The sequence below is a fragment of the Beutenbergia cavernae DSM 12333 genome (assembly GCF_000023105.1).
Classification (GTDB): Bacteria; Actinomycetota; Actinomycetes; order Actinomycetales; family Beutenbergiaceae; genus Beutenbergia; species Beutenbergia cavernae.
In genome coordinates this window covers 1150281-1168825 of record NC_012669.1, presented here as the reverse complement: position 1 = coordinate 1168825, position 18545 = coordinate 1150281, and the positions used below count along the sequence as shown (strand labels likewise).

Here is an 18545-nt window from a genome sequence, read left to right as displayed (position 1 = left end):
CGCGGATCGCACCACCGGAGGGTCGGCGTGTCGCGCGTTTCCCGCCTCGCTGCCACAATCAGCGGCGTGCGCACAGGGGCGATCCACCACGTGGAGCTATGGGTGGAGGACCTCCCGGAGGCCACGGCATCGTGGGGGTGGCTGCTGGGACGCCTCGGATACAGCGCCTACGACACGTGGGCCGACGGCGCCAGCTGGCGGCTCGGCGACGCCTACGTGGTGGTCGAGGCCGGACCCGACCGGCGCCCCGGCGTCCACGACCGGCAGCTCCCGGGCCTCAACCACCTCGCGTTCTGGGGCGGCACCCGCGCCGAGGTCGACGCGCTCTGCCGCGAGGCTCCGAACCACGGGTGGCGCCTCCTGTTCACCGACCGCTACCCGTACGCGGGCGGGCCCGACCACTACGCCTGCTACCTCGAGAACGACGGCGGGTTCGAGGTGGAGATCGTGGCCGAGCCGGTCGAGGGCGGTCCGGGCTGAGGTTGTGAGCGCGGCGGCCACGCCGCACGCTGAGGTGTGGGTCGCAGGCGGCGAGGGATGACGACGGCGGTCGCGGTGGTGGTCGGCGTCCTCGCCCTGGCGATCGGCGCGGCCTGGGTCTTCCAGCGGTCGCTCGTCTTCCTGCCCGACCGGACGACGCCGCCGCCGGCGTCGTCCGACGTCGTCGACGGCGCTCGTGACGTCCTCCTGCACACGTCCGACGGGCTCGAGCTCACCGCGTGGGAGGTGCCGGCCGACCCGGCCTGCGGGGTCACGGCGCTCGTGCTGCCCGGCAACGGCGGGAACCGGGCCGACCGCGCCGGCCTCGTGCGCGCGCTCGCAGAGCGCGGGATGGGCGTGCTGCTCGTGGAGTACCGCGGCTACGGCGGCAACCCCGGCTCGCCGTCCGAGTCCGGGCTGCGGCGCGACGCGCGGGCCGCGCTCGCCCACCTGCGCGACGGCACCACCGGCAGCCTCCTGTACGTCGGCGAGAGTCTCGGCGCCGCCGTCGCCACCGATCTCGCGGCCGGCGAGCCCCCCGACGGTCTGCTGCTGCGCTCCCCGTTCACGTCGCTCGCCGACGCCGGGAGGGCGGCCTACGGCGTGCCCGTCGGCTGGCTGCTGCGCGACCGGTTCGACGTGCGGGGCGCCGTCGTCCGCGTCGACGCACCGCTGGCGGTCGTCTACGGCGACGCCGACCACATCGTGCCGCCGGCCCAGTCACGGGAGGTGGCCGACGTCGCGGGCTCGGCCGGGCTCGACGTCACCGTGAGCGTGGTGCCGGGCGCCGACCACAACGACGCCGACCTCGCGCAGGGGCAGGCTCTGATCGAGGCGGCGCTCGGACTCGCGCGCTCGGCGGGAGCCGCGGACTGCGGCTGACGGTCGCGGCTGACGATCGGCGCCGCCGCCCCGCCCCTCCACAGCCGACCGCCGAGTGCGTGATCCCTCTCGCGACACGCCGAGGCGGAGCGGGAGACGTCACGCACCGGGCGTCGGGAGCCGTCGTCAGGCGAGGCTGAGCGCGATCCCGTCGAGGATGTCGTGCTCGCTCGTGACGACGTCCCGCAGCTGTCCCCCGCGAGCCGCGACCGCGGCGTGCACCCGGGTCACGATCTCGAACCAGACGAGCGCGCCGGCACCGATGACGTCGACCCGGCCGGGGTGCATGTACGGCAGCGCGGCGCGCTCCTCGCGCGTCATCGCCAGGAGGTCCTGACACGCCGCGAGCACGATGCCGACGGGGATGCGGGCGCCGTCGATCCGCGTGCGGTCGTACGCCTCGAGGCGCATCGCGTGCGCGGCGACGGTGGTGATCGAGCCGGCGACGCCGATCAGCGTGCCGGTCTCACCGAGGGGCACGACGGCGGCGGCGTCGTCGAGCGCTGCCCGCACGTCCGAGGCGGCGGCGTCGATCTCGGCCTGCGTCGGGGGATCGCTCACGAGGTGGCGCTCGGTCAGGCGGACGGACCCGACGTCGAGGGAGATCGACGACGGCGCGCCGGCGGACGTCGCCCCCAGCACGAGCTCGGTGGATCCGCCGCCGAGGTCGACGACGAGCGCCGGTCCCTCGCCCGGGACCAGCGCGCTCGCGGCGCCGGCGAACGACAGCGCCGCCTCCTCGGCGCCGCTGACGACCTCCGGCTCGACGCCGATCGCTGCCCGCACGCCCTCGACGAACTCGGCCCGGTTGCGCGCGTCGCGGGTGGCCGACGTCGCCACGAACCGCACGCGGTCCACTCCGGCGTCCGCGCAGATCGCCGCGTACCGTCGCGTCGCGGCGAGCGTCCGCGCGAGCGCCTCCGGGGCGAGCTCGCCGGTCCGGTCGACCCCCTGCCCGAGGCGCACGACCTCCATCTCGCGCGCCACCTCCACGAGACGCGGGCTGCCGTCGTCCCGTCCGGCGACGTCGGCGACGAGGAGGCGGATGGAGTTGGTCCCGCAGTCGATGGCGGCCACACGAGTCACGCGCCCACCCTAGGAGGCGCGCGCCGGCTCCCGCCGCGGTGGCCGGATGTCGGCGCCCGGGGCGAACATGTGTTCGTGGTCACGGCGTCCATCCTCCATGCCGACCTCGACGCGTTCTACGCCTCCGTCGAGCAGCGCGACGACCCCCGGCTGCGCGGCCGGCCGGTGATCGTCGGGGGCGGCGTCGTCCTCGCGGCGAGCTACGAGGCCAAGCGGCTCGGCGTCGCGACGGCGATGGGCGGCCGGCAGGCGCTCGCCCTCTGCCCTCAGGCGATCGTCGTCCCGCCGCGGATGTCCGCGTACTCGGAGGCGTCGAAGGCCGTGTTCGACGTGTTCCGCGACACGACGCCGATGGTCGAGGGCATCTCGATCGACGAGGCGTTCCTCGACGTCGCCGGCCTGCACCGCATCGACGGACCGCCGGTAGAGATCGCGGAGCGGCTGCGCCGCCGCGTGCGCGAGGAGGTGGGGCTGCCGATCACCGTCGGCGTCGCACGCACGAAGTTCCTCGCGAAGGTCGCGAGCGGCGTCGCGAAGCCCGACGGCCTGCTGGAGGTCGCGCCCGACGGCGAGCTGGCGTTCCTGCACCCGCTCGCGGTGGACAAGCTGTGGGGCGTCGGCGCCATCACGGCCGAGAAGCTGCGCTCGTACGGGATCTTCACCGTCGGCGAGGTCGCGTCCCTGCCCGAGGGCATCCTGGTCTCCGTGCTGGGGCGCGCCCAGGGCCGCGTGCTGCACGCCCTGTCCCACGCGCGCTCCCCGGAGCGGGTGGTGGTCGGCCGGCGGCGCGGGTCGATCGGGTCCCAGCGGGCGATCGGTCGGGGACCGCACACGTCCGAGAGCGTCGACGCGACGGTCTGCGCGATCGTCGACCGGGTGACGCGGCGCATGCGGACGGCGCACCGCGTCGGCCGCACCGTCGTGCTGCGGCTGCGCTTCACCGACTACACGCGCGCCACGCGGTCGCACACGTTCCCGCACGCGACCGCGAGCACCGCGGAGGTGCTCGCGGCGGTGCGGATGCTGCTGGCGTCGGTGGCGCCGCTGGTCGGGGAGCGAGGGCTGACGCTCGTCGGGATCTCCGTGGCGAACCTCGACGACGACGACGTGACCCAGCCTCCCCTGCCGTTCGACACCCCGGGCGTGCACGCCGTCGGGGGCGCGCTCGACGTCGCGCTCGACGGCGTCCACGACAGGTTCGGCAGCAACTCGCTCACCCGCGCCGTGCTGCTGGGGCGCGATCAGGGGCTGTCCGTGCCGCTGCTTCCGGACTGAGACAGGCCCCGCGGCCGCGATCGGACGAGCGCCTCAGCAGGTGCAGCGCGTGGGACGCCACTCCGGCTCGATCAGGGCGAGCGTCTCGTCGCCGAGCACGTTGACGCCCGGGCCGACGGCGAGGGCGTGCGCCGCGAGCACGTGCAGGCACTTCACCCGCGCGGGCATCCCCCCGGCGGAGATGTTCGCGATCTCCGGCACGTCGCCGAGCTCCGCGCGGCGGCGCAGGTAGTCCTCATGGGCGGCCCGATGGGCGGCGGCGAGGTCAGGATCCTCGGCGAGGCGGCGCGTCATCTCCGCCATGACGCCGCCCGCCTCGAGCGTCGAGATCGCCGCGACCGCCCGCGGGTGCGTGAGGTAGTACGTCGTGGGGAACGGCGTGCCGTCCTCGAGCCGCGGTGCCGTGCGGACGACCGTCGGCCGGCCGCACACGCACCGGGCCGCGATCCCGACGACTCCGCGGGGACCTCGGCCCAGCTGCTCCGCGACCACCGCGAGGTCGACGTCGTCGACGGTGTTGCTGCCGACGGCGCTCGGGATCCCCGTGCCGCTGATGCGCCCGGCGTGGCGGCCGCTGGCGGCGTGCCTCGGTGCCGGGGTACCCGCCGACCGGCCGGGCCGGTCGCGGTGGGCCGCGGCGCCCGACGGCTCCTGAGTCGAATCCTCCACGCGCCCAGTGTCCCTCAGGACGACGATGACGCCGTCCGGCCCGATCGCACGACGTGCCGGTGCCGAGGCGGTCAGTCGGTCGAACCAGCGCCGCCGGCCACCTGCACCGAGTCCCAGACGGTCACGTACCAGGGTGCGCGATCGGGATCGGGCACCAGTGCGCCGTCCTCCTGCGCCGCCTCCTCGGTCACGTCGCCGATGGGGTCCTCCCCGGTCACCGTCTCCGGGTCGAGCACGCGGTACATCGTCTCGCCCGGCATCACCATGTGGAACCGCTCGCGCGCCTGCGACTGGACGTACGTCGGGTCCTGCCACCGGTCGTACTCCGCCTGCAGCGACTCCGTGCGCGCCTGCGCATCGGCGAGCTGGGCGTTCACGTCACGCAGCTGCTCCTGCTGCGCGACGTACGCGCGCAGGGTCGGCATCAGCACGATGAACGCCACGAGCGCGACGACGAACAGCACGAGCGCGCGGAGCGTCACGTGGCGCGGCTCTCGGGGCGCGCGGTCCGGGCTCGCCGGCGGGGTCGCCTCGCGCGGCGCACGGGCGACCGGCGTCTCGGTGGCGGCCGGGGCCGGAGCTGCGGCTGGGGCGCGGCGCGCTGCTCGCGGCCGAGCCGGCGACGTGCGGGCGCGACCGCCGGTCTGGGACACCGGACGGGCGCCCTGGCCCGCCGTCGCCGGGCGCGCGGAGCTGCCGCGCGGGGCGGTCGGACGGCGGGCACTCATGCCGTCATCGTCGCTCACGACGGCGCCGGATCCGGGTAGCCGCCGGTCGCGAGTCGCGAGGGCGACGCGTGGGACGGACGACGACGGCCGCGCCCCGGGCGGGGACGCGGCCGTGGCCGTGGCGGGTGAAGCTCAGCCCTGCAGTCGCGGGAACGCCGTGCGGCCCGCGTACACAGCGGCGTCGCCCAGCTCGTCCTCGATGCGCAGCAGCTGGTTGTACTTGTTGATCCGCTCGCCGCGCGCCGGCGCCCCGGTCTTGATCTGCCCGGCGTTGACGGCGACCGACAGGTCGGCGATCGTCGTGTCCTCGGTCTCGCCCGAGCGGTGCGACACCATCGCGGTGAAGCCCGACCGCTGGGCGAGGGTCACGGCGTCGAGCGTCTCGGTCAGCGTGCCGATCTGGTTGACCTTGACGAGCAGCGAGTTCGCCGCCTTGAGCTCGATGCCCTTGGCGAGGCGCTCCGGGTTCGTGACGAACAGGTCGTCGCCGACGATCTGGACCCGGTCGCCCGTCTCGGACACGAGGTGCGCCCAGGAGTCCCACTCGTCCTCGCTCAGCGGGTCCTCGATCGAGACCATCGGGTAGTCCGCGATGAGCTGCGTGTAGTACGCGACCATCTCCTCCGGCGTGTGCGGCCGGCCCTCGAACTGGTAGGCGCCGTCGGAGAAGAACTCCGTGGAGGCGACGTCCAGCGCGAGCGCCACGTCGGTGCCGGCGGAGTACCCGGCCTTCTCGACAGCCACGAGGATGAGGTCGAGGGCGTCGCGGTTGCTCGGGAGGTTCGGGGCGAACCCGCCCTCGTCGCCGAGGCCGGTGGCGAGGCCGCGCTCCTTGAGCACGGACTTCAGCGCGTGGTACACCTCGGCGCCCCGGCGCAGCGCCTCACGGAACGACGGCGCGCCGATCGGCGCCACCATGAACTCCTGCACGTCGACGTTGGAGTCCGCGTGCGAGCCGCCGTTGAGGATGTTCATCATCGGCACCGGCAGCAGGTGGGCGTTCGGGCCGCCCACGTACCGGAAGAGCGGCAGGTCGGCGCTGTCAGCGGCCGCGCGCGCCACGGCGAGCGAGACGCCGAGGATCGCGTTCGCGCCGAGCTTGCCCTTGTTCGACGAGCCGTCCAGGTCGATGAGTGTCGTGTCGAGCAGCCGCTGCTCGCTGGCGTCGAAGCCGAGCACCTCGGGGGCGATCGTGTCGATCACGGTGTGCACGGCGTCCTCGACGCCCTTGCCGCCGTACCGGGTCTTGTCACCGTCGCGGCGCTCGACCGCCTCGAACGCGCCGGTGGACGCGCCCGACGGGACGCCGGCGCGCGCCGTCGTCCCGTCGTCGAGCGCGACCTCGACCTCGATGGTGGGGTTACCGCGCGAGTCCAGGATCTCGCGTGCTCCGACGGCCTCGATGATGGCCACAGGTGCTCCTTCGACGTAGGTCTGTGAGGATCGGACGACCGATCCGGGGCGCCCAGCGTCGGGAGTTCGGGCGCAGCGCCCGTGCCTCAGCCTAGCCGGACGTCCGACCTCGCACCGCCGGGCGTCCAGCCGGCGCAGCGGGTGCGGCCCTCGTCGGCCGCGGATGCGAGGTGCGAGGTCCTGGTCGGGTCAGCCCCCGGCGGCGGCCTCGGCCTCGAGCACCTGGCGCTCCACGGCGCGGACCTGCCCGCGCAGCGCCGCCTCCGCGTCGACGCCCAGCGCCGCCGCTCGAGCGACGACGGCGAGCACGTCGGCACCGATCTCCGCCGTCAGGTCGTCAGCAGGGGCGTCGGGATCGGGGCCGACGGCGTACCCCGCCTTCCGCGCCCGGCTCATCACCTTCTGAGCGCGCGCGAGGGCGGGCAGCGACGCCGGGATCCCGTCGAGCACGCCGCGCCGACCGTTCCCCTTCGCCTCGTGCTCGGCCGCCTTGAGCTCGTCCCACATCCCGCGGACCGCCGCCGCATCGACAGCGGGCTCCGCGTCGTCGTCGTCCCCGTCACGCCCGAACACGTGCGGGTGGCGGAACCGCAGCTTCGCGACGAGACCCTCGACGACGTCGGCGATGTCCCACGGGTCGTCGCCCTCCTGGGCGATGCGCGCCTGGAACACCGGCTGGAACAGGAGGTCTCCGAGCTCCTCGCGCAGGGCGGCGCCCGCGCCCGACTCGGCGGCTTCCGCCACCTCGTACGCCTCCTCGATCGCGTACGGCGCGAGCGAGGCGTGGGTCTGCTCGGCGTCCCACGGGCACCCGCCCGGCGAGCGGAGCCGGTCCATCGTGACGACGAGCTCGGCGAATGCCGCGGCGGCCCGCTCGGAATCGGTCGCGCGGGCGTTCACCGCGCGCCCTCCGGGGCGCCGACGTTCCACCCCTCGATCGTGCGCAGCTCGTGCCCGTACCCGAGGAGGCACACGGCCGCCGTGGCGAGCTCGAGCCGAGACCCGAACGCCGGATCGGCCTCGACCCAGACCGCCGCGAGCACCCGCAGGAGGTGGCCGTGCCCGACGACCAGCACGTCCTGGCCGGCGTCCAGCACCGGCTCCACGCGGGCGACGACGGCGGCCGCTCGCCGCGCGACGTCGTCGAGAGTCTCCCCCGGTCCGGCGTGCGCCCCCGGCCCGTCGGCGGGCACCGGCAGCGAGCCGACGCCGTCACCGAACACCGTCCAGCGCCGGCCCAGCTCGGCGGAGATCTCCGCGGACGTGCGCCCCTCGGCCGGTCCGTAGTCCCACTCCGCCACGTCCTCGTCGACGACGGCGTCCGGGAAGCCGAGCAGCTCGGCCGTGCGGCGGGACCGCTGCAGCGGGCTCGCGAGGACGAGTCCGAAGGTGCGACCCGCGATCGCGCGCGCGGCGAGACGCGCGTGCCCCTCGCCCGCCGGTGTCAGCGGGAGGTCGGTGCGCCCGGTGTGCTTCCCGGCGGCGCTCCACTCCGTCTCCCCGTGCCGGACGAGGACGAGCTGCGGTTCCCGGGCTCCGCTCACGGCGTCAGCTGGGCTCGGGGGCGTCGGTCTCGGAGTCGGCCTCCGGCGTGATGAGCCACGGGAAGACGGTCGGCTGGATCTGGCCGTCCGTCCACTCGCCGTACCGCGGGTTGAGGGCCACGTCCGCCTCGGTCACGCGCTCCGTGATCTGCTCGGCGGCGTCCAGCGCGCCCGACTGCTGCAGCTTCCCCTGGGCGACCTGGACCTGCGCGATCAGCACGACGCCGTCGGCGAACTCGGTGTCGGGGTCGATCCCCACCTGCTCGGCGATCGACGCGAGGAACGTCTCCGCCTCCTGGGTGGAGACCCCGGCCCCGTTGTCCTCGGCCACCTCGAGGTAGCTCGGCGCGCTGATGAGCGACGACAGGGTGCCCTGCGCCGTCGGCGGCTCCGCGGAGAGCGGGGCGATCTCGCGCACGGTGTCGGCGAGGTAGGACTCGGTGATCCGCCAGTCGTCCACGGTGGCCGCTGTTCCGGGTCGCTGGGCGCACCCGACGACGGCGGAGCCGAGCGTGAGCGCGACGGCCACGATGCCGAGCGTGCGTACCGAACGAGCCTGAGACCTCACCGATGAACCTCCTCCAGGGCGTCGGCCGGCAGGCCGAGGGACCAGCGCGACCATCCTAGGGGGAGCCCGGAGGCCCGAGTCACGGCACCGTCCGCACCTCCAGGTCGTCCCACCGCACCTCGATCGCACCGGACGTCGTCGACGAGCTCAGGTACGCGGTGACGCCGACGGCGCCGGTGCGCTGGAGCGCGGCCGTCGAGTCGGTCGCGGCGGCGGTCCACGTCGTCGGCTCGGCGGTGCCGGCTGCCCACACCCGAGCCCGCACGGTCGTCGGGGCGGTCCCCTGCACCTGGACGCGCACGTGCAGCACGTCCCCCGCGCCGATCCGCAGGCCCGGCACGGTTCCGCCGCCGATCGCCGTCGACGAACGCATGAGATGGAGCGCCAGGCTCCCGTCCGCGGCGGTGCGCACGCGCGCTGCGTACTCCTGGGCATCGACCCGGCGGCCGGCGACCACGAGATGCACCGGCCCGTTCGGCACGGCCGACAGGCTCAGCTCGAGCGTGGTGTCGGTCGACGTCGCGGACACGGCACGCAGCGTCGACGTCGTCGTGACGCCCGGTCCCATGCGGTGGATGCCGGCGCCGGCGCTCGCGGCGTACCTCGACGCGCTCCCGGCGTGGGTCCACGCTCCGCCCGTCGGCGCGCTGCCCCAGCCGGCGGCGACCGTCCGGTCGAACGCGTCGGCGGCCAGCACGTCCGGAGGCGGAGGCGGCGGCGGCGGAGGCGGAGGCGGAGGCGGAGGCGGAGGCGGCGGAGGCGGAGGCGGAGGCGGAGGCGGAGGCGGCGGCGGCGGCGGCGCGCCGACGGACCGGACAGCGACGTCGTCGACCACGAGGTCCAGCGGCCCGCCGGTCGCGGACGAGCTGAGGTAGCCGATGAGGCCGACGGCGCCCACGGCCTGGAGGGCTGCCGTCGAGTCCGTGGCGGTCACCTGCCACGCGGTCGGCTCGGCCGCGCCGATCGGCCACACGCGCGCGCGGATCGTCGTCGGCGACGTCCCCTCGACCTGGACGCGGACGTTGACCTGCTGGCCCCCTCCGAGCGTGAGCGCGGGGATCGTCCCGTTCGCCAGCACCGTCCCCGAGCGGGTGAGGGAGAGCGCGACGGCGCCGGTGGGGGCGATCCGGAGCCGTGCAGAGTAGTCGGCGTTCCCGACGCGCCGCCCGGCCAGGCAGAGGTACGTGGTCCCGGTCGGGAGCGCGCCCAGCGCGAGCCGGGCCGTGGTGTCCGTGCTCGTCGCCGAGACGGCACCGAGCGTCGCGTTCTGGGTCCAGCCGACCGGGATCGCGATGTGACCCGCGCCGCCCTGCACCGTGTACCGCGCGGCGCTCCCGCTGACGCTCCATGCTCCCCCGACGTCAGCGGTGCCCCAGCCCGCCGTGCTCGTGCGTCCGAACGCGTCGGCAGCGATCGGGGCGACGGCCTCGGCCGTGCGGAACGTCCACGTCGGGCTCTGGACGGTGGACGTCCCGTCGCCGGCCCGTACGAACCACTCGTACTCCGTGCCGGGTTCGAGGGCGGTGGTCGGCAGGGTGGCCGTGCCTCCGGAGGCGACCGGGACCGTCCCCAGCTCGGCGAACGCCGTCGGTGGCGACGGCATGTCGTACGGGAACGTGAACGCGCTGTCGGCGTCGGTCTCGAACTGGCCGAACTTCGGCGAGTAGGTGACGGCCTCGATCACGTCGGCGGAGGGGCGGAACCGGTAGTAGCGCAACCACCCGTCACCGCCGTTCGGGCGGTCCTGGTAGTCGCTCAGGGCCATGTGCACCGGCCGCCCGCAGCTGTTGGTCATCGTCCGGCGGGCCTCGGCGCGGGTCGCGTCGCTGTTGTGGCCGTTGAGCACGAGGAAGATGCTGCAGTTCGTCCGGACGAGCTCGTTCCACATGTCCTCGGGAAAGTTCCCGCCCGGCCTCGTCACGGATCGCCCGAACTCGCCGTCCTCGTTGATGAAGTTGTGCGTCACGAGGATCGCGCGGCGCTGCGGGTGGGCGGCCAGCACCCGGTCGGCCCAGGCCAGCACGTCGTCGGGTGCGTTGAACTCGAGGTTGAGGACCACGAGGTCCATCCCGCCGGCGGTCAGGAGCACGTAGCTGTTCATGTTCTGCCGGTTCGCCGGGTCCGGCCCGAACTGGCTCTGGCCGTAGTACCCGCCGTACCGCACGGCCGGCGAGTTCCACGAGGCGCCGGCGTACCGGCTGACCGGGAAGTACTGGTGGTACAGCGGCGCCTCGCCGGTCGCGACGTCCATGTCGTGGTTGCCCGGCAGCACGGTGTTCGGCACACCCGCGTCGTCCAGCGTGCGCAGGTACTGCGAGGCGAACTGGAACTGGCCCTCGTGGTCGTCGAGCCCGACGATGTCGCCCAGGTGGGCCACGAGGGCGACGTCGAGCGCGTCACGCTGCTCGACGATCCACTGGGTCTGCTGGCCCATCGTGGCGCGGTACGCGGCGTTGCTCACGTAGTTCTGCGTGTCGGGGATGACGAGCAGCGTGAAGTCCTCGCCGCCCGGGGCACCCCGCTCGCGCGCGTGGAACGTGACGTCGAGCGCGTCACCCTCGGGGTCGCTCGCGCGCACCGCGAGCGGACCGGACGTGGCGACGCCGCTCGCGCCGTCCGCGGGCGAGACGAGCACCGGCGTCGCCGGCGGCTGCCCCGCGGCGTGCGCGGGGAGCGCGAGAGGGGCGACGGCGAGCGCGGCCGCCGCGGCGAGCGCGCCGGCGAGGAGGACGGGACTGCGACGTCGCGGCATGGGCGGACTCCTCGCTCGGCCCCGACGATCCGACGCTAGACCGCCGCTCGCGCGCCAGGAAGTGGGCCGCCGGGTGAGATCGGCCCCGTCGCGGGGTGATCCGTGAGCGCCCTCAGCCGCGCGACGCCGTCGCGAGCGCTGCCGCCGCCTCGACCGACCCGCCGAGGATCGCGTCGATGACCTCGCTCACCCACGTGAGCAGCTCGGAGTCCCGCAGCGGCTGCCCGCCGATCAGCGCCGTCGTCGGCCGCGGCACGAGGATCGTGCGCACGCCCGGCTTGAGCACCGATCGCGGGTACAGCCGCTTGAGGCGCAGCTGTGCGGACTCCGGGAGCTCCACCGGGGCGAACCGCACGAACTGCCCCTGCACGGTGACGTCCGTGAGTCCGTGCGCGCGCGCCTTGGCCCGCAGGGCGGCGACGGCGAACAGCCGCTCCACCGGTTCGGGAACCGGTCCGTAGCGGTCGGCCAGCTCGTCGCGCACCGCCGCGATCGCCGTCTCGTCACGGGCGGCGGCGACCTTCGCGTACGCCTCGAGCCGCAGACGCTCGTGCGCGATGTAGTCGTGCGGGACGTGGGCGTCGATCGGCAGCTCGATCGTGACGTCCGTGATGTCTTCCGTCTCCTCGCCGCGGAACCGCGCCACGGCCTCGGACACCATCCGCACGTAGAGGTCGAAGCCGACCCCGGCGATGTGACCCGACTGCTCGCCACCGAGCAGGTTGCCGGCACCCCGGATCTCGAGGTCCTTGAGCGCCACCTGCATGCCGGAGCCCAGGTCGGTGTTGGCGGCGATGGTCGCGAGCCGGTCGTGCGCGGTCTCCGTGAGCGGCTTCTCCGGCGGGTACAGGAAGTACGAGTAGGCACGCTCCCGGCCGCGCCCGACCCGGCCCCGGAGCTGGTGCAGCTGCGAGAGCCCCAGCACGTCGGCCCGCTCGAGGATGAGCGTGTTCGCGTTCGAGATGTCGAGGCCGGTCTCGATGATCGTGGTGCACACCAGCACGTCGAACCGCTTCTCCCAGAAGTCGACGATGACGCGCTCGAGCTGGTGCTCGTTCATCTTCCCGTGGGCGACGGCGATCCTCGCCTCGGGCACGAGCTCCTGCAGCCGGGCGGCCGCCCGCTCGATCGACTCCACCCGGTTGTGGACGTAGAACACCTGCCCCTCGCGGAGCAGCTCCCGCCGGATCGCCGCGGCGATCTGCTTCTCCTCGTACGCCCCGACGAACGTGAGCACCGGATGGCGCTCCTCGGGCGGCGTCGCCAGCGTGGACATCTCCCGGATGCCCGTCACCGCCATCTCGAGCGTCCGCGGGATCGGCGTCGCGCTCATCGCGAGCACGTCCACGTTCGTCCGCAGCTGCTTGAGCGTCTCCTTGTGCTCGACGCCGAACCGCTGCTCCTCGTCGACGACGACGAGCCCCAGGTCCTTGAACCGCACCTCGCCGGTGAGGAGCCGGTGGGTACCGATGACGACGTCGACCGAGCCGTCCTGCACCCCCTCGCGCACCGCCGTCGCCTCGGCGTCGGTCTGGAACCGGGACAGCGCCTTCACCGTCACCGGGAACCCGGCGTACCGCTCGGAGAACGTCTCGAAGTGCTGCTGCACGAGCAGCGTGGTGGGCACGAGCACGGCCACCTGCTTGCCGTCCTGGACGGCCTTGAACGCCGCACGGATCGCGATCTCCGTCTTGCCGTAGCCGACGTCGCCGCACACGAGGCGGTCCATCGGGACCGACTTCTCCATGTCCGCCTTCACCTCGTCGATCGTGACGACCTGGTCCGGCGTCTCGATGTGCGGGAACGCGTCCTCGAGCTCGCGCTGCCACGGCGTGTCCGGGGAGAACGCGAAGCCCTGCGTCGCCATCCGCGCCGAGTACAGGCGGATGAGCTCGCCGGCGATCTCCCGGACCGCCTTGCGGGCGCGGCCCTTCGTCTTCGCCCAGTCGGAGCCGCCCATCTTGTTGAGCGACGGCGACTCCCCGCCGGTGTACTTCGTGACCTGGTCGAGCGCGTCGGTCGGCACGTAGAGCCGGTCGCCGGGCTGGCCCCGCTTCGAGGCCGCGTACTCGATGACGAGGTACTCGCGGGTCGCCGCGGCGGGACCCGACCCGATGGAGCGCTGCACGAGCTCCACGAACCGCCCGACGCCGTGCTGCTCGTGCACCACGTGGTCGCCGGTTCGCAGCGCGAGCGGGTCGACGACGTTGCGCCGCTTCGGAGCGAGCGCGCGCATGTCTTTCGTGGACGTGCCGGCGCGACCGGTGAGGTCGGCCTCGGAGAACAGGGCGAGGCGCAGCTCCGGCGCCACGAAGCCCTTGCCGATGACCGCCGTCGTCACGTGGACGACGCCCGTCTCGGGCTCGTCCTCGACGTCGGGTTCCAGGCGGGCCGGGACGTCCGCGGCGAGCAGCTGCTCCACCATGCGGCGCGCCGGGCCGGCGCCCTCGGTGGTGAGCACGAGGCGCCAGCCGTCGTGCGTGAGCCCCTGGAGGTCCGCGACGGCGCGGGAGATCTCGCCGTGGTAGCCCTCGACGTCGCGGGTGGGGATCGTGACGACGGTGGTCGAGCCGCCGCCGTCGGCGTCCTCCTCCATGAAGTCGGCGAGCTCGGCGTCGGCCGTGAACGGGGTGAGCGTCCACCAGCCGAGGCCGCGGCGCAGGGCGACGTCGCGCGCATCGGCGATCGTGGCGAAGCTCGCCGCCGACAGGTCGAGCGGCGTCGCGCCACCGGCGGCCGCGGAGGTCCACGCCGCCGCCAGGAACTCCTCGGTCGTGGCGACGAGGTCGTGCGCGCGCCGGCGCACGCGCTCCGGGTCGGCGAGGACGAGCAGGGCGTCGTCGGGCACGAGCTCGAGCACCTGCTCCATGCCGTCCACGAGCGCCGGGGCCAGCGACTCCATCCCCTCCACGGCGATGCCCTCGGACATCTTCTCGAGCATGTCGACGGCGCCCGGCAGCTGCGCGCGCAGCTCCAGCGCCCGCGCTCGCACCTCGGGTGTGAGGAGCAGCTCGCGGCAGGGCGGAGCCCACAGCCCGCCGGGCGCGATCTCGAGGCTGCGCTGGTCGGCGACGGCGAACCAGCGGATCTCCTCGACCTCATCGCCCCAGAAGTCGAGCCGCAGGGGGTGGTCCTCCGTGGGCGGGAAGACGTCGAGGATGCCGCCGCGGACGGCGAAGTCGCCGCGCCGCTCCACCATGTCGGTGCGCGTGTACGCCGCCGCCGTCAGCCTCGCCGCGAGGTCCTCGAGGTCGACGGTCTCGCCCACCTGGACGCTCACCGGTTCGAGGTCCCCGAGACCGGTCACGACCGGCTGCAGCATGGCGCGCACCGGCAGCACGAGCGCGCGGATCGGGCCCGTGTGCGGCTGCGCGTCGGCACCGGTGGCCGGGTGCGCGAGCCGGCGCAGGACGGCGAGGCGCCGCGCCACGGTGTCGCTGCGCGGGCTGAGGCGCTCGTGCGGCAGCGTCTCCCACGCGGGGAGCACGGCGACGTCGTCGTCCGGCACGTAGCAGCGCAGCGCCGCCGCCAGCTCGTCGGCCTCGCGGCCCGTTGCCGTGACGACGACGAGCGGCCGCGGGTGATCCGCACCGAGCAGCTGCGCGAGCAGGGCGGGCCGCACGCCGGCCGACGCGATCGCGTCGAGCGATCCGCGGGCGGGCAGCTCCTCGACGAGGCGCGCGACGGCCGCGTCCGAGCCCAGGACGGGTAGGAGTCCGGTGAGTTTCATGCGTCCTTCGCGGGGTGGGGGCGGCGGGTTCGAGACGGCGGGGACGGCGCGCGGGCAGCACGACGGGCCCACCACTGGCCGGAGGCGGGTGGTGGGGAGCGTCGTCCAGCATACGTCCGCGCGCCGACATCGCCCCCTCGTGGCGGTCCCGTGGCACCACCCGGGGCCGCGGGATACTGCGTCACGTGATGCCTCACGCGTCCGCCGTCCCCGCGCCCGAGCCCGTCTTCTCGTACGGCACGCTGCGCGACCCGGCGGTGCAGCTCGCGACGTTCGGCCGGACGCTGGACGGCTGCGAGGACGCCGTCGTCGGGTTCCGGCTCGGCCGGCTGAGGATCACTGACCCGGCCGTCGTCGCCGTCAGCGGGGCAGCCGTGCACCCGGTGCTCGTCGCCACGGGTGACGACGCCGACCGCGTCGCCGGCACCGTGCTCGAGCTCACGGCCTCCGAGCTCGAGGCGGCGGACGCGTACGAGTCCGCCGACTACCGGCGCATCAGCGCCCCGCTCGCCGGGGGCGGGCACGCCTGGGTCTACCTCGCGCGGTCGTGACCGCCCTCCCGCGGCGGGAGCGCGCGGGACCCGAGATCCGCCGTCGTGAACAGCAGGCACGCGATCGAGAGGAAGGCGGAGAACCCGGCCCCAGCGGCGACCGGCGGAGCCATGCCCTCCGCGATGTCGGTCATCCCCGTGCCGACGAGGCCCGTCCCGATGAGTGCGAGGCCGGCGAACGTCGCGGCGAGCCACGCCAGCAGCCACGGCCCGTCCGCGAACCGCGTGCGGCGCCGCGAGGTCTCCGGCGGCAGCGCCCGGAGGACGGCCAGCGCGATCGTCCCCGGCACGGCCACGACCAGCAGCGCGGCGACGCCGTCGCTGACGCGCTCGCCGCCCGCGGTGATCGCGAGGCCCGTGAGGGCGACGACGCCGGTCGAGCTCACCGCCGCCACGGACCGCCAGGCGGGCGGCACGGCCACCACCAGCGCGAACGCGGCGGCGGCGACGAACGCGATCGCCGCACCCGGCAACGTCTGCTCCAGCGGGGGATGGCCGTGCCACGGGCGGTCGAGACGGTCCCGGAGGAGTGTGGCTGCGAGCATCACCGTGCCGACGACGAGCGCCATGGCCACGAGCTGCCACCACCGCCGCGCGCGCACGAACAGGGTCAGCGCGGCGAGCGCGGCGAACCCACCGATCGGGACGGCGAGATACGAGCGCCAGAGCTCGAGCGCCGCGTTGTCGGTCCACCCGGCGCCATCGGTCCACTCCTGAGCCGTGGCGTCGAGCCTCTGGCCGAGGGCCGTCATCACGAAGATGCCGACGACGAGACCCAGGACCGCGAGCGCGAGAACGGCGATCGTGACGAGGCCACCGGCCCGCCACCACCAGGACTCCCGCATGATCCACCTCCGCCGCACCGCGTCGTGTCGCGGCCATCGTGGCAGAGGCGAGGCCGCGACGCCGGTGGATCGTGCGGGTGATGACCCCTCAGTCGGTCGGCGTCGCGCCGCCGGCGCCCGCGGGCGCGACGTCGGCCCCGGCGAACTGCGTCGCGTACAGCTCCGCGTACAGGCCGCGCGCCGCCAGCAGCTCCGCGTGCGTCCCGCGCTCGACGACGACCCCCGCGTCGACGACGACGATCTCGTCCGCGCGCCGCACCGTGGAGAGCCGGTGCGCGATGACGATCGACGTCCGCCCCGTCATCGCCGCGTCGAGGGCGCGCTGGACGGCCGCCTCCGACTCGGAGTCCAGGTGCGCCGTCGCCTCGTCGAGCACGACCACCCGAGGGGCGCGGAGCAGCAGTCGCGCGATCGCGAGCCGCTGCTTCTCGCCGCCGGACAGGCGGTGACCCCGCTCCCCCACGACCGTCTCGAGCCCCTGCGGCAGGCGCGTGACGACGTCGTCCACGTGGGCTCCCCGCAGCGCGTCCCACATCTGGGCCTCGGACGCGTCCGGCCGCGCGTACGCCAGGTTCGCGCGCACGGTGTCGTGGAACATGTGCGCGTCCTGCGTGACCATGCCGACGGCCTCGTGGACGGCGCCCTGCCGCACGTCGCGCAGGTCGTGACCGCCGATGCGCACGACGCCGGACGTCGGGTCGTTCAGGCGCACCACGAGGTTCGCGATGGTCGTCTTCCCGGCGCCCGACGGTCCGACGAGCGCCAGGACGTGGCCCGGGTCGACGGCGAGCGAGACCCCGTGCAGGATCTCCGCCTCCCCCTCGGCACCCCACGACGACGGCGCGACGGGCGCGGCGCCGTCGTCGGCGTCCCCGGGCGCCTCGAGCGAGGCGAGGGACGCCGTCGCCGCCGACGGGTAGGCGAACCGGACGTCCGCCAGCTCCACCCGCAGCGGCCCGTCGGGGAGGTCGACGGCGTCCGGACGGTCCTCGATCGCCGGTTGGAGGTCCAGCACCTCGAAGACCCGCTCGAACGAGACGAGCGCCGTCATGACGTCGACCTGCACGTTGCTCAGCGACGCGACCGGACCGTACAGGCGCCCGAGCAGCCCCGCGAACGCGACGAGCGCGCCGATGGTCAGCGAACCGGCGATCGCGAGCACGCCGCCGACGCCGTAGACGGCCGCCGTCGCGAGCGCGGCCATCGCGCCCAGCGCCGCGAAGAACACGCGGCTGCTCATCGCCGTCCGGACGCCGATGTCCCGTACCCGGCCCGCGCGGTCCGCGTACTCGGCGTCCTCGCGGTCCGGCGAGCCGAACAGCTTGACGAGCATGGCGCCCGCGACGTTGAAGCGCTCCGTCATCCGGTTGCCGAGCTCGGCGTTGAGCTGCATCCCCTCACGGGTCAGACCGGCGAGCCGGCGCCCGACGCGCCGCGCGGGCAGCAGCAGGAACGGGACGACGACGAGGGAGAGCAGCGTGATCTGCCACGACAGCGTGAACATCGTGACGAGCACCACAACCACCGAGATGAGGTTCGAGACGACGCCCGAGAGCGTCGACGTGAACGCCTGCTGCGCCCCGATCACGTCGGAGTTCAGGCGGGTCACCAGCGACCCGGTCTGCGTGCGGGTGAAGAACTGGACCGACTGTCGCTGCACGTGGGCGAAGACGTCGGTGCGCAGGTCGAAGATCAGCCCCTCCCCGATGCGCACGGAGAGCCAGCGTTGCAGGACGCCGAGCCCCGCCTCGAGGAGGGCGACGACGGCGACGGCGCCGGCGAGCCCGATCACCAGGCCGCGGTTCCCCTGGGCCACGCCGTCGTCGACGATCCGCTGCAGCAGCAGCGGCGTCGCGACGATGAGCAGGGCGCCGAGGACGACGAGCACGAGGAACCCGGCCACGAGGAAGCGGTACGGCCGTGCGTAGCGCAGGATGCGGCGCACGGTGCCGGGCGCGAGCTTCTGCCTCGTCACGCTCCGGTCGCGCGACAGGGATCGATACGTCATCCACTCGCTCATGC

General features: G+C 74.4%; 15 protein-coding genes. 4 read left to right on the top strand and 11 right to left on the bottom strand.

The annotated features are described in order from the left end of the window. The first annotated feature begins 66 nt into the window (after positions 1-66). Positions 67-480, top strand: coding sequence for a VOC family protein (locus tag BCAV_RS23330; RefSeq protein ID WP_245528956.1), 414 nt, complete (start codon positions 67-69; stop codon positions 478-480). Between the two features lie 57 nt (positions 481-537). Beyond that, positions 538-1362, top strand: a complete 825-nt coding sequence (locus BCAV_RS05150; protein ID WP_015881524.1) for an alpha/beta hydrolase — start codon at positions 538-540, stop codon at positions 1360-1362. A 126-nt stretch (positions 1363-1488) separates the two neighbouring features. Here BCAV_RS05150 and BCAV_RS05145 read toward each other — a convergent pair whose 3' ends face one another. Beyond that, positions 1489-2448, bottom strand: coding sequence for a Ppx/GppA phosphatase family protein (locus BCAV_RS05145; protein WP_015881523.1), 960 nt, complete (start codon positions 2446-2448; stop codon positions 1489-1491). Between the two features lie 69 nt (positions 2449-2517). Between BCAV_RS05145 and dinB the strand changes: the two genes are divergently transcribed. Further along, positions 2518-3723, top strand: a complete 1206-nt coding sequence (dinB, locus tag BCAV_RS05140) for a DNA polymerase IV (RefSeq protein ID WP_015881522.1) — start codon at positions 2518-2520, stop codon at positions 3721-3723. 33 nt (positions 3724-3756) lie between these two features. Here dinB and BCAV_RS05135 read toward each other — a convergent pair whose 3' ends face one another. The 8 genes from BCAV_RS05135 to mfd all read right to left on the bottom strand — a co-directional run bounded on the left by BCAV_RS05135 (position 3757) and on the right by mfd (position 15127). Further along, positions 3757-4392, bottom strand: a complete 636-nt coding sequence (locus BCAV_RS05135; RefSeq protein WP_015881521.1) for a DUF501 domain-containing protein — start codon at positions 4390-4392, stop codon at positions 3757-3759. A gap of 71 nt (positions 4393-4463) precedes the next feature. Beyond that, positions 4464-5120, bottom strand: coding sequence for an FtsB family cell division protein (locus BCAV_RS21455; RefSeq protein WP_050761654.1), 657 nt, complete (start codon positions 5118-5120; stop codon positions 4464-4466). Positions 5121-5252: 132 nt separating this feature from the next. Beyond that, positions 5253-6533, bottom strand: a complete 1281-nt coding sequence (gene eno / locus BCAV_RS05125; RefSeq protein ID WP_015881519.1) for a phosphopyruvate hydratase — start codon at positions 6531-6533, stop codon at positions 5253-5255. Positions 6534-6722: 189 nt separating this feature from the next. After that, positions 6723-7433, bottom strand: coding sequence for a MazG nucleotide pyrophosphohydrolase domain-containing protein (locus BCAV_RS05120; RefSeq protein ID WP_015881518.1), 711 nt, complete (start codon positions 7431-7433; stop codon positions 6723-6725). Continuing rightward, the gene (locus BCAV_RS05115; RefSeq protein ID WP_015881517.1) at positions 7430-8077 is read right to left on the bottom strand and encodes a histidine phosphatase family protein; all 648 of its coding nucleotides are present in this window, start codon (positions 8075-8077) and stop codon (positions 7430-7432) included. The genes BCAV_RS05120 and BCAV_RS05115 overlap by 4 nt, the downstream gene beginning before the upstream one ends. 4 nt (positions 8078-8081) lie before the next feature. Next, a complete protein-coding gene (locus BCAV_RS05110; RefSeq protein ID WP_015881516.1) occupies positions 8082-8645 on the bottom strand; it encodes a hypothetical protein in 564 nt (187 codons plus the stop codon). Positions 8646-8724: 79 nt separating this feature from the next. Then, the gene (locus tag BCAV_RS22465; RefSeq protein ID WP_015881515.1) at positions 8725-11397 is read right to left on the bottom strand and encodes a metallophosphoesterase; all 2673 of its coding nucleotides are present in this window, start codon (positions 11395-11397) and stop codon (positions 8725-8727) included. A 112-nt stretch (positions 11398-11509) separates the two neighbouring features. Next, complete coding sequence (mfd, locus tag BCAV_RS05100) at positions 11510-15127, bottom strand: transcription-repair coupling factor (RefSeq protein WP_012726054.1); 3618 nt, start codon at positions 15125-15127, stop codon at positions 11510-11512. Between the two features lie 188 nt (positions 15128-15315). Between mfd and BCAV_RS05095 the strand changes: the two genes are divergently transcribed. Then, the gene (locus BCAV_RS05095; RefSeq protein ID WP_012726053.1) at positions 15316-15678 is read left to right on the top strand and encodes a gamma-glutamylcyclotransferase family protein; all 363 of its coding nucleotides are present in this window, start codon (positions 15316-15318) and stop codon (positions 15676-15678) included. Here BCAV_RS05095 and BCAV_RS05090 read toward each other — a convergent pair. Both BCAV_RS05090 and BCAV_RS05085 read right to left on the bottom strand, forming a co-directional pair. Further along, the gene (locus tag BCAV_RS05090; protein WP_012726052.1) at positions 15660-16523 is read right to left on the bottom strand and encodes a hypothetical protein; all 864 of its coding nucleotides are present in this window, start codon (positions 16521-16523) and stop codon (positions 15660-15662) included. The genes BCAV_RS05095 and BCAV_RS05090 overlap by 19 nt on opposite strands. An 88-nt stretch (positions 16524-16611) precedes the next feature. After that, complete coding sequence (locus BCAV_RS05085) at positions 16612-18531, bottom strand: ABC transporter ATP-binding protein (protein WP_012726051.1); 1920 nt, start codon at positions 18529-18531, stop codon at positions 16612-16614. Positions 18532-18545: the final 14 nt, after the last annotated feature.

Excerpts from the sequence above, each read along its gene's own strand:
- BCAV_RS05150 (WP_015881524.1), top strand. The coding sequence starts at position 538 with ATGACGACGGCGGTCGCGGTGGTGGTCGGCGTCCTCGCCCTGGCGATC.
- BCAV_RS21455 (WP_050761654.1), bottom strand. The coding sequence starts at position 5,120 with ATGAGTGCCCGCCGTCCGACCGCCCCGCGCGGCAGCTCCGCGCGCCCG.
- BCAV_RS22465 (WP_015881515.1), bottom strand. The coding sequence starts at position 11,397 with ATGCCGCGACGTCGCAGTCCCGTCCTCCTCGCCGGCGCGCTCGCCGCG.
- mfd (WP_012726054.1), bottom strand. The coding sequence starts at position 15,127 with ATGAAACTCACCGGACTCCTACCCGTCCTGGGCTCGGACGCGGCCGTC.
- BCAV_RS05095 (WP_012726053.1), top strand. The coding sequence starts at position 15,316 with ATGCCTCACGCGTCCGCCGTCCCCGCGCCCGAGCCCGTCTTCTCGTAC.
- BCAV_RS05090 (WP_012726052.1), bottom strand. The coding sequence starts at position 16,523 with ATGCGGGAGTCCTGGTGGTGGCGGGCCGGTGGCCTCGTCACGATCGCC.
- BCAV_RS05085 (WP_012726051.1), bottom strand. The coding sequence starts at position 18,531 with ATGACGTATCGATCCCTGTCGCGCGACCGGAGCGTGACGAGGCAGAAG.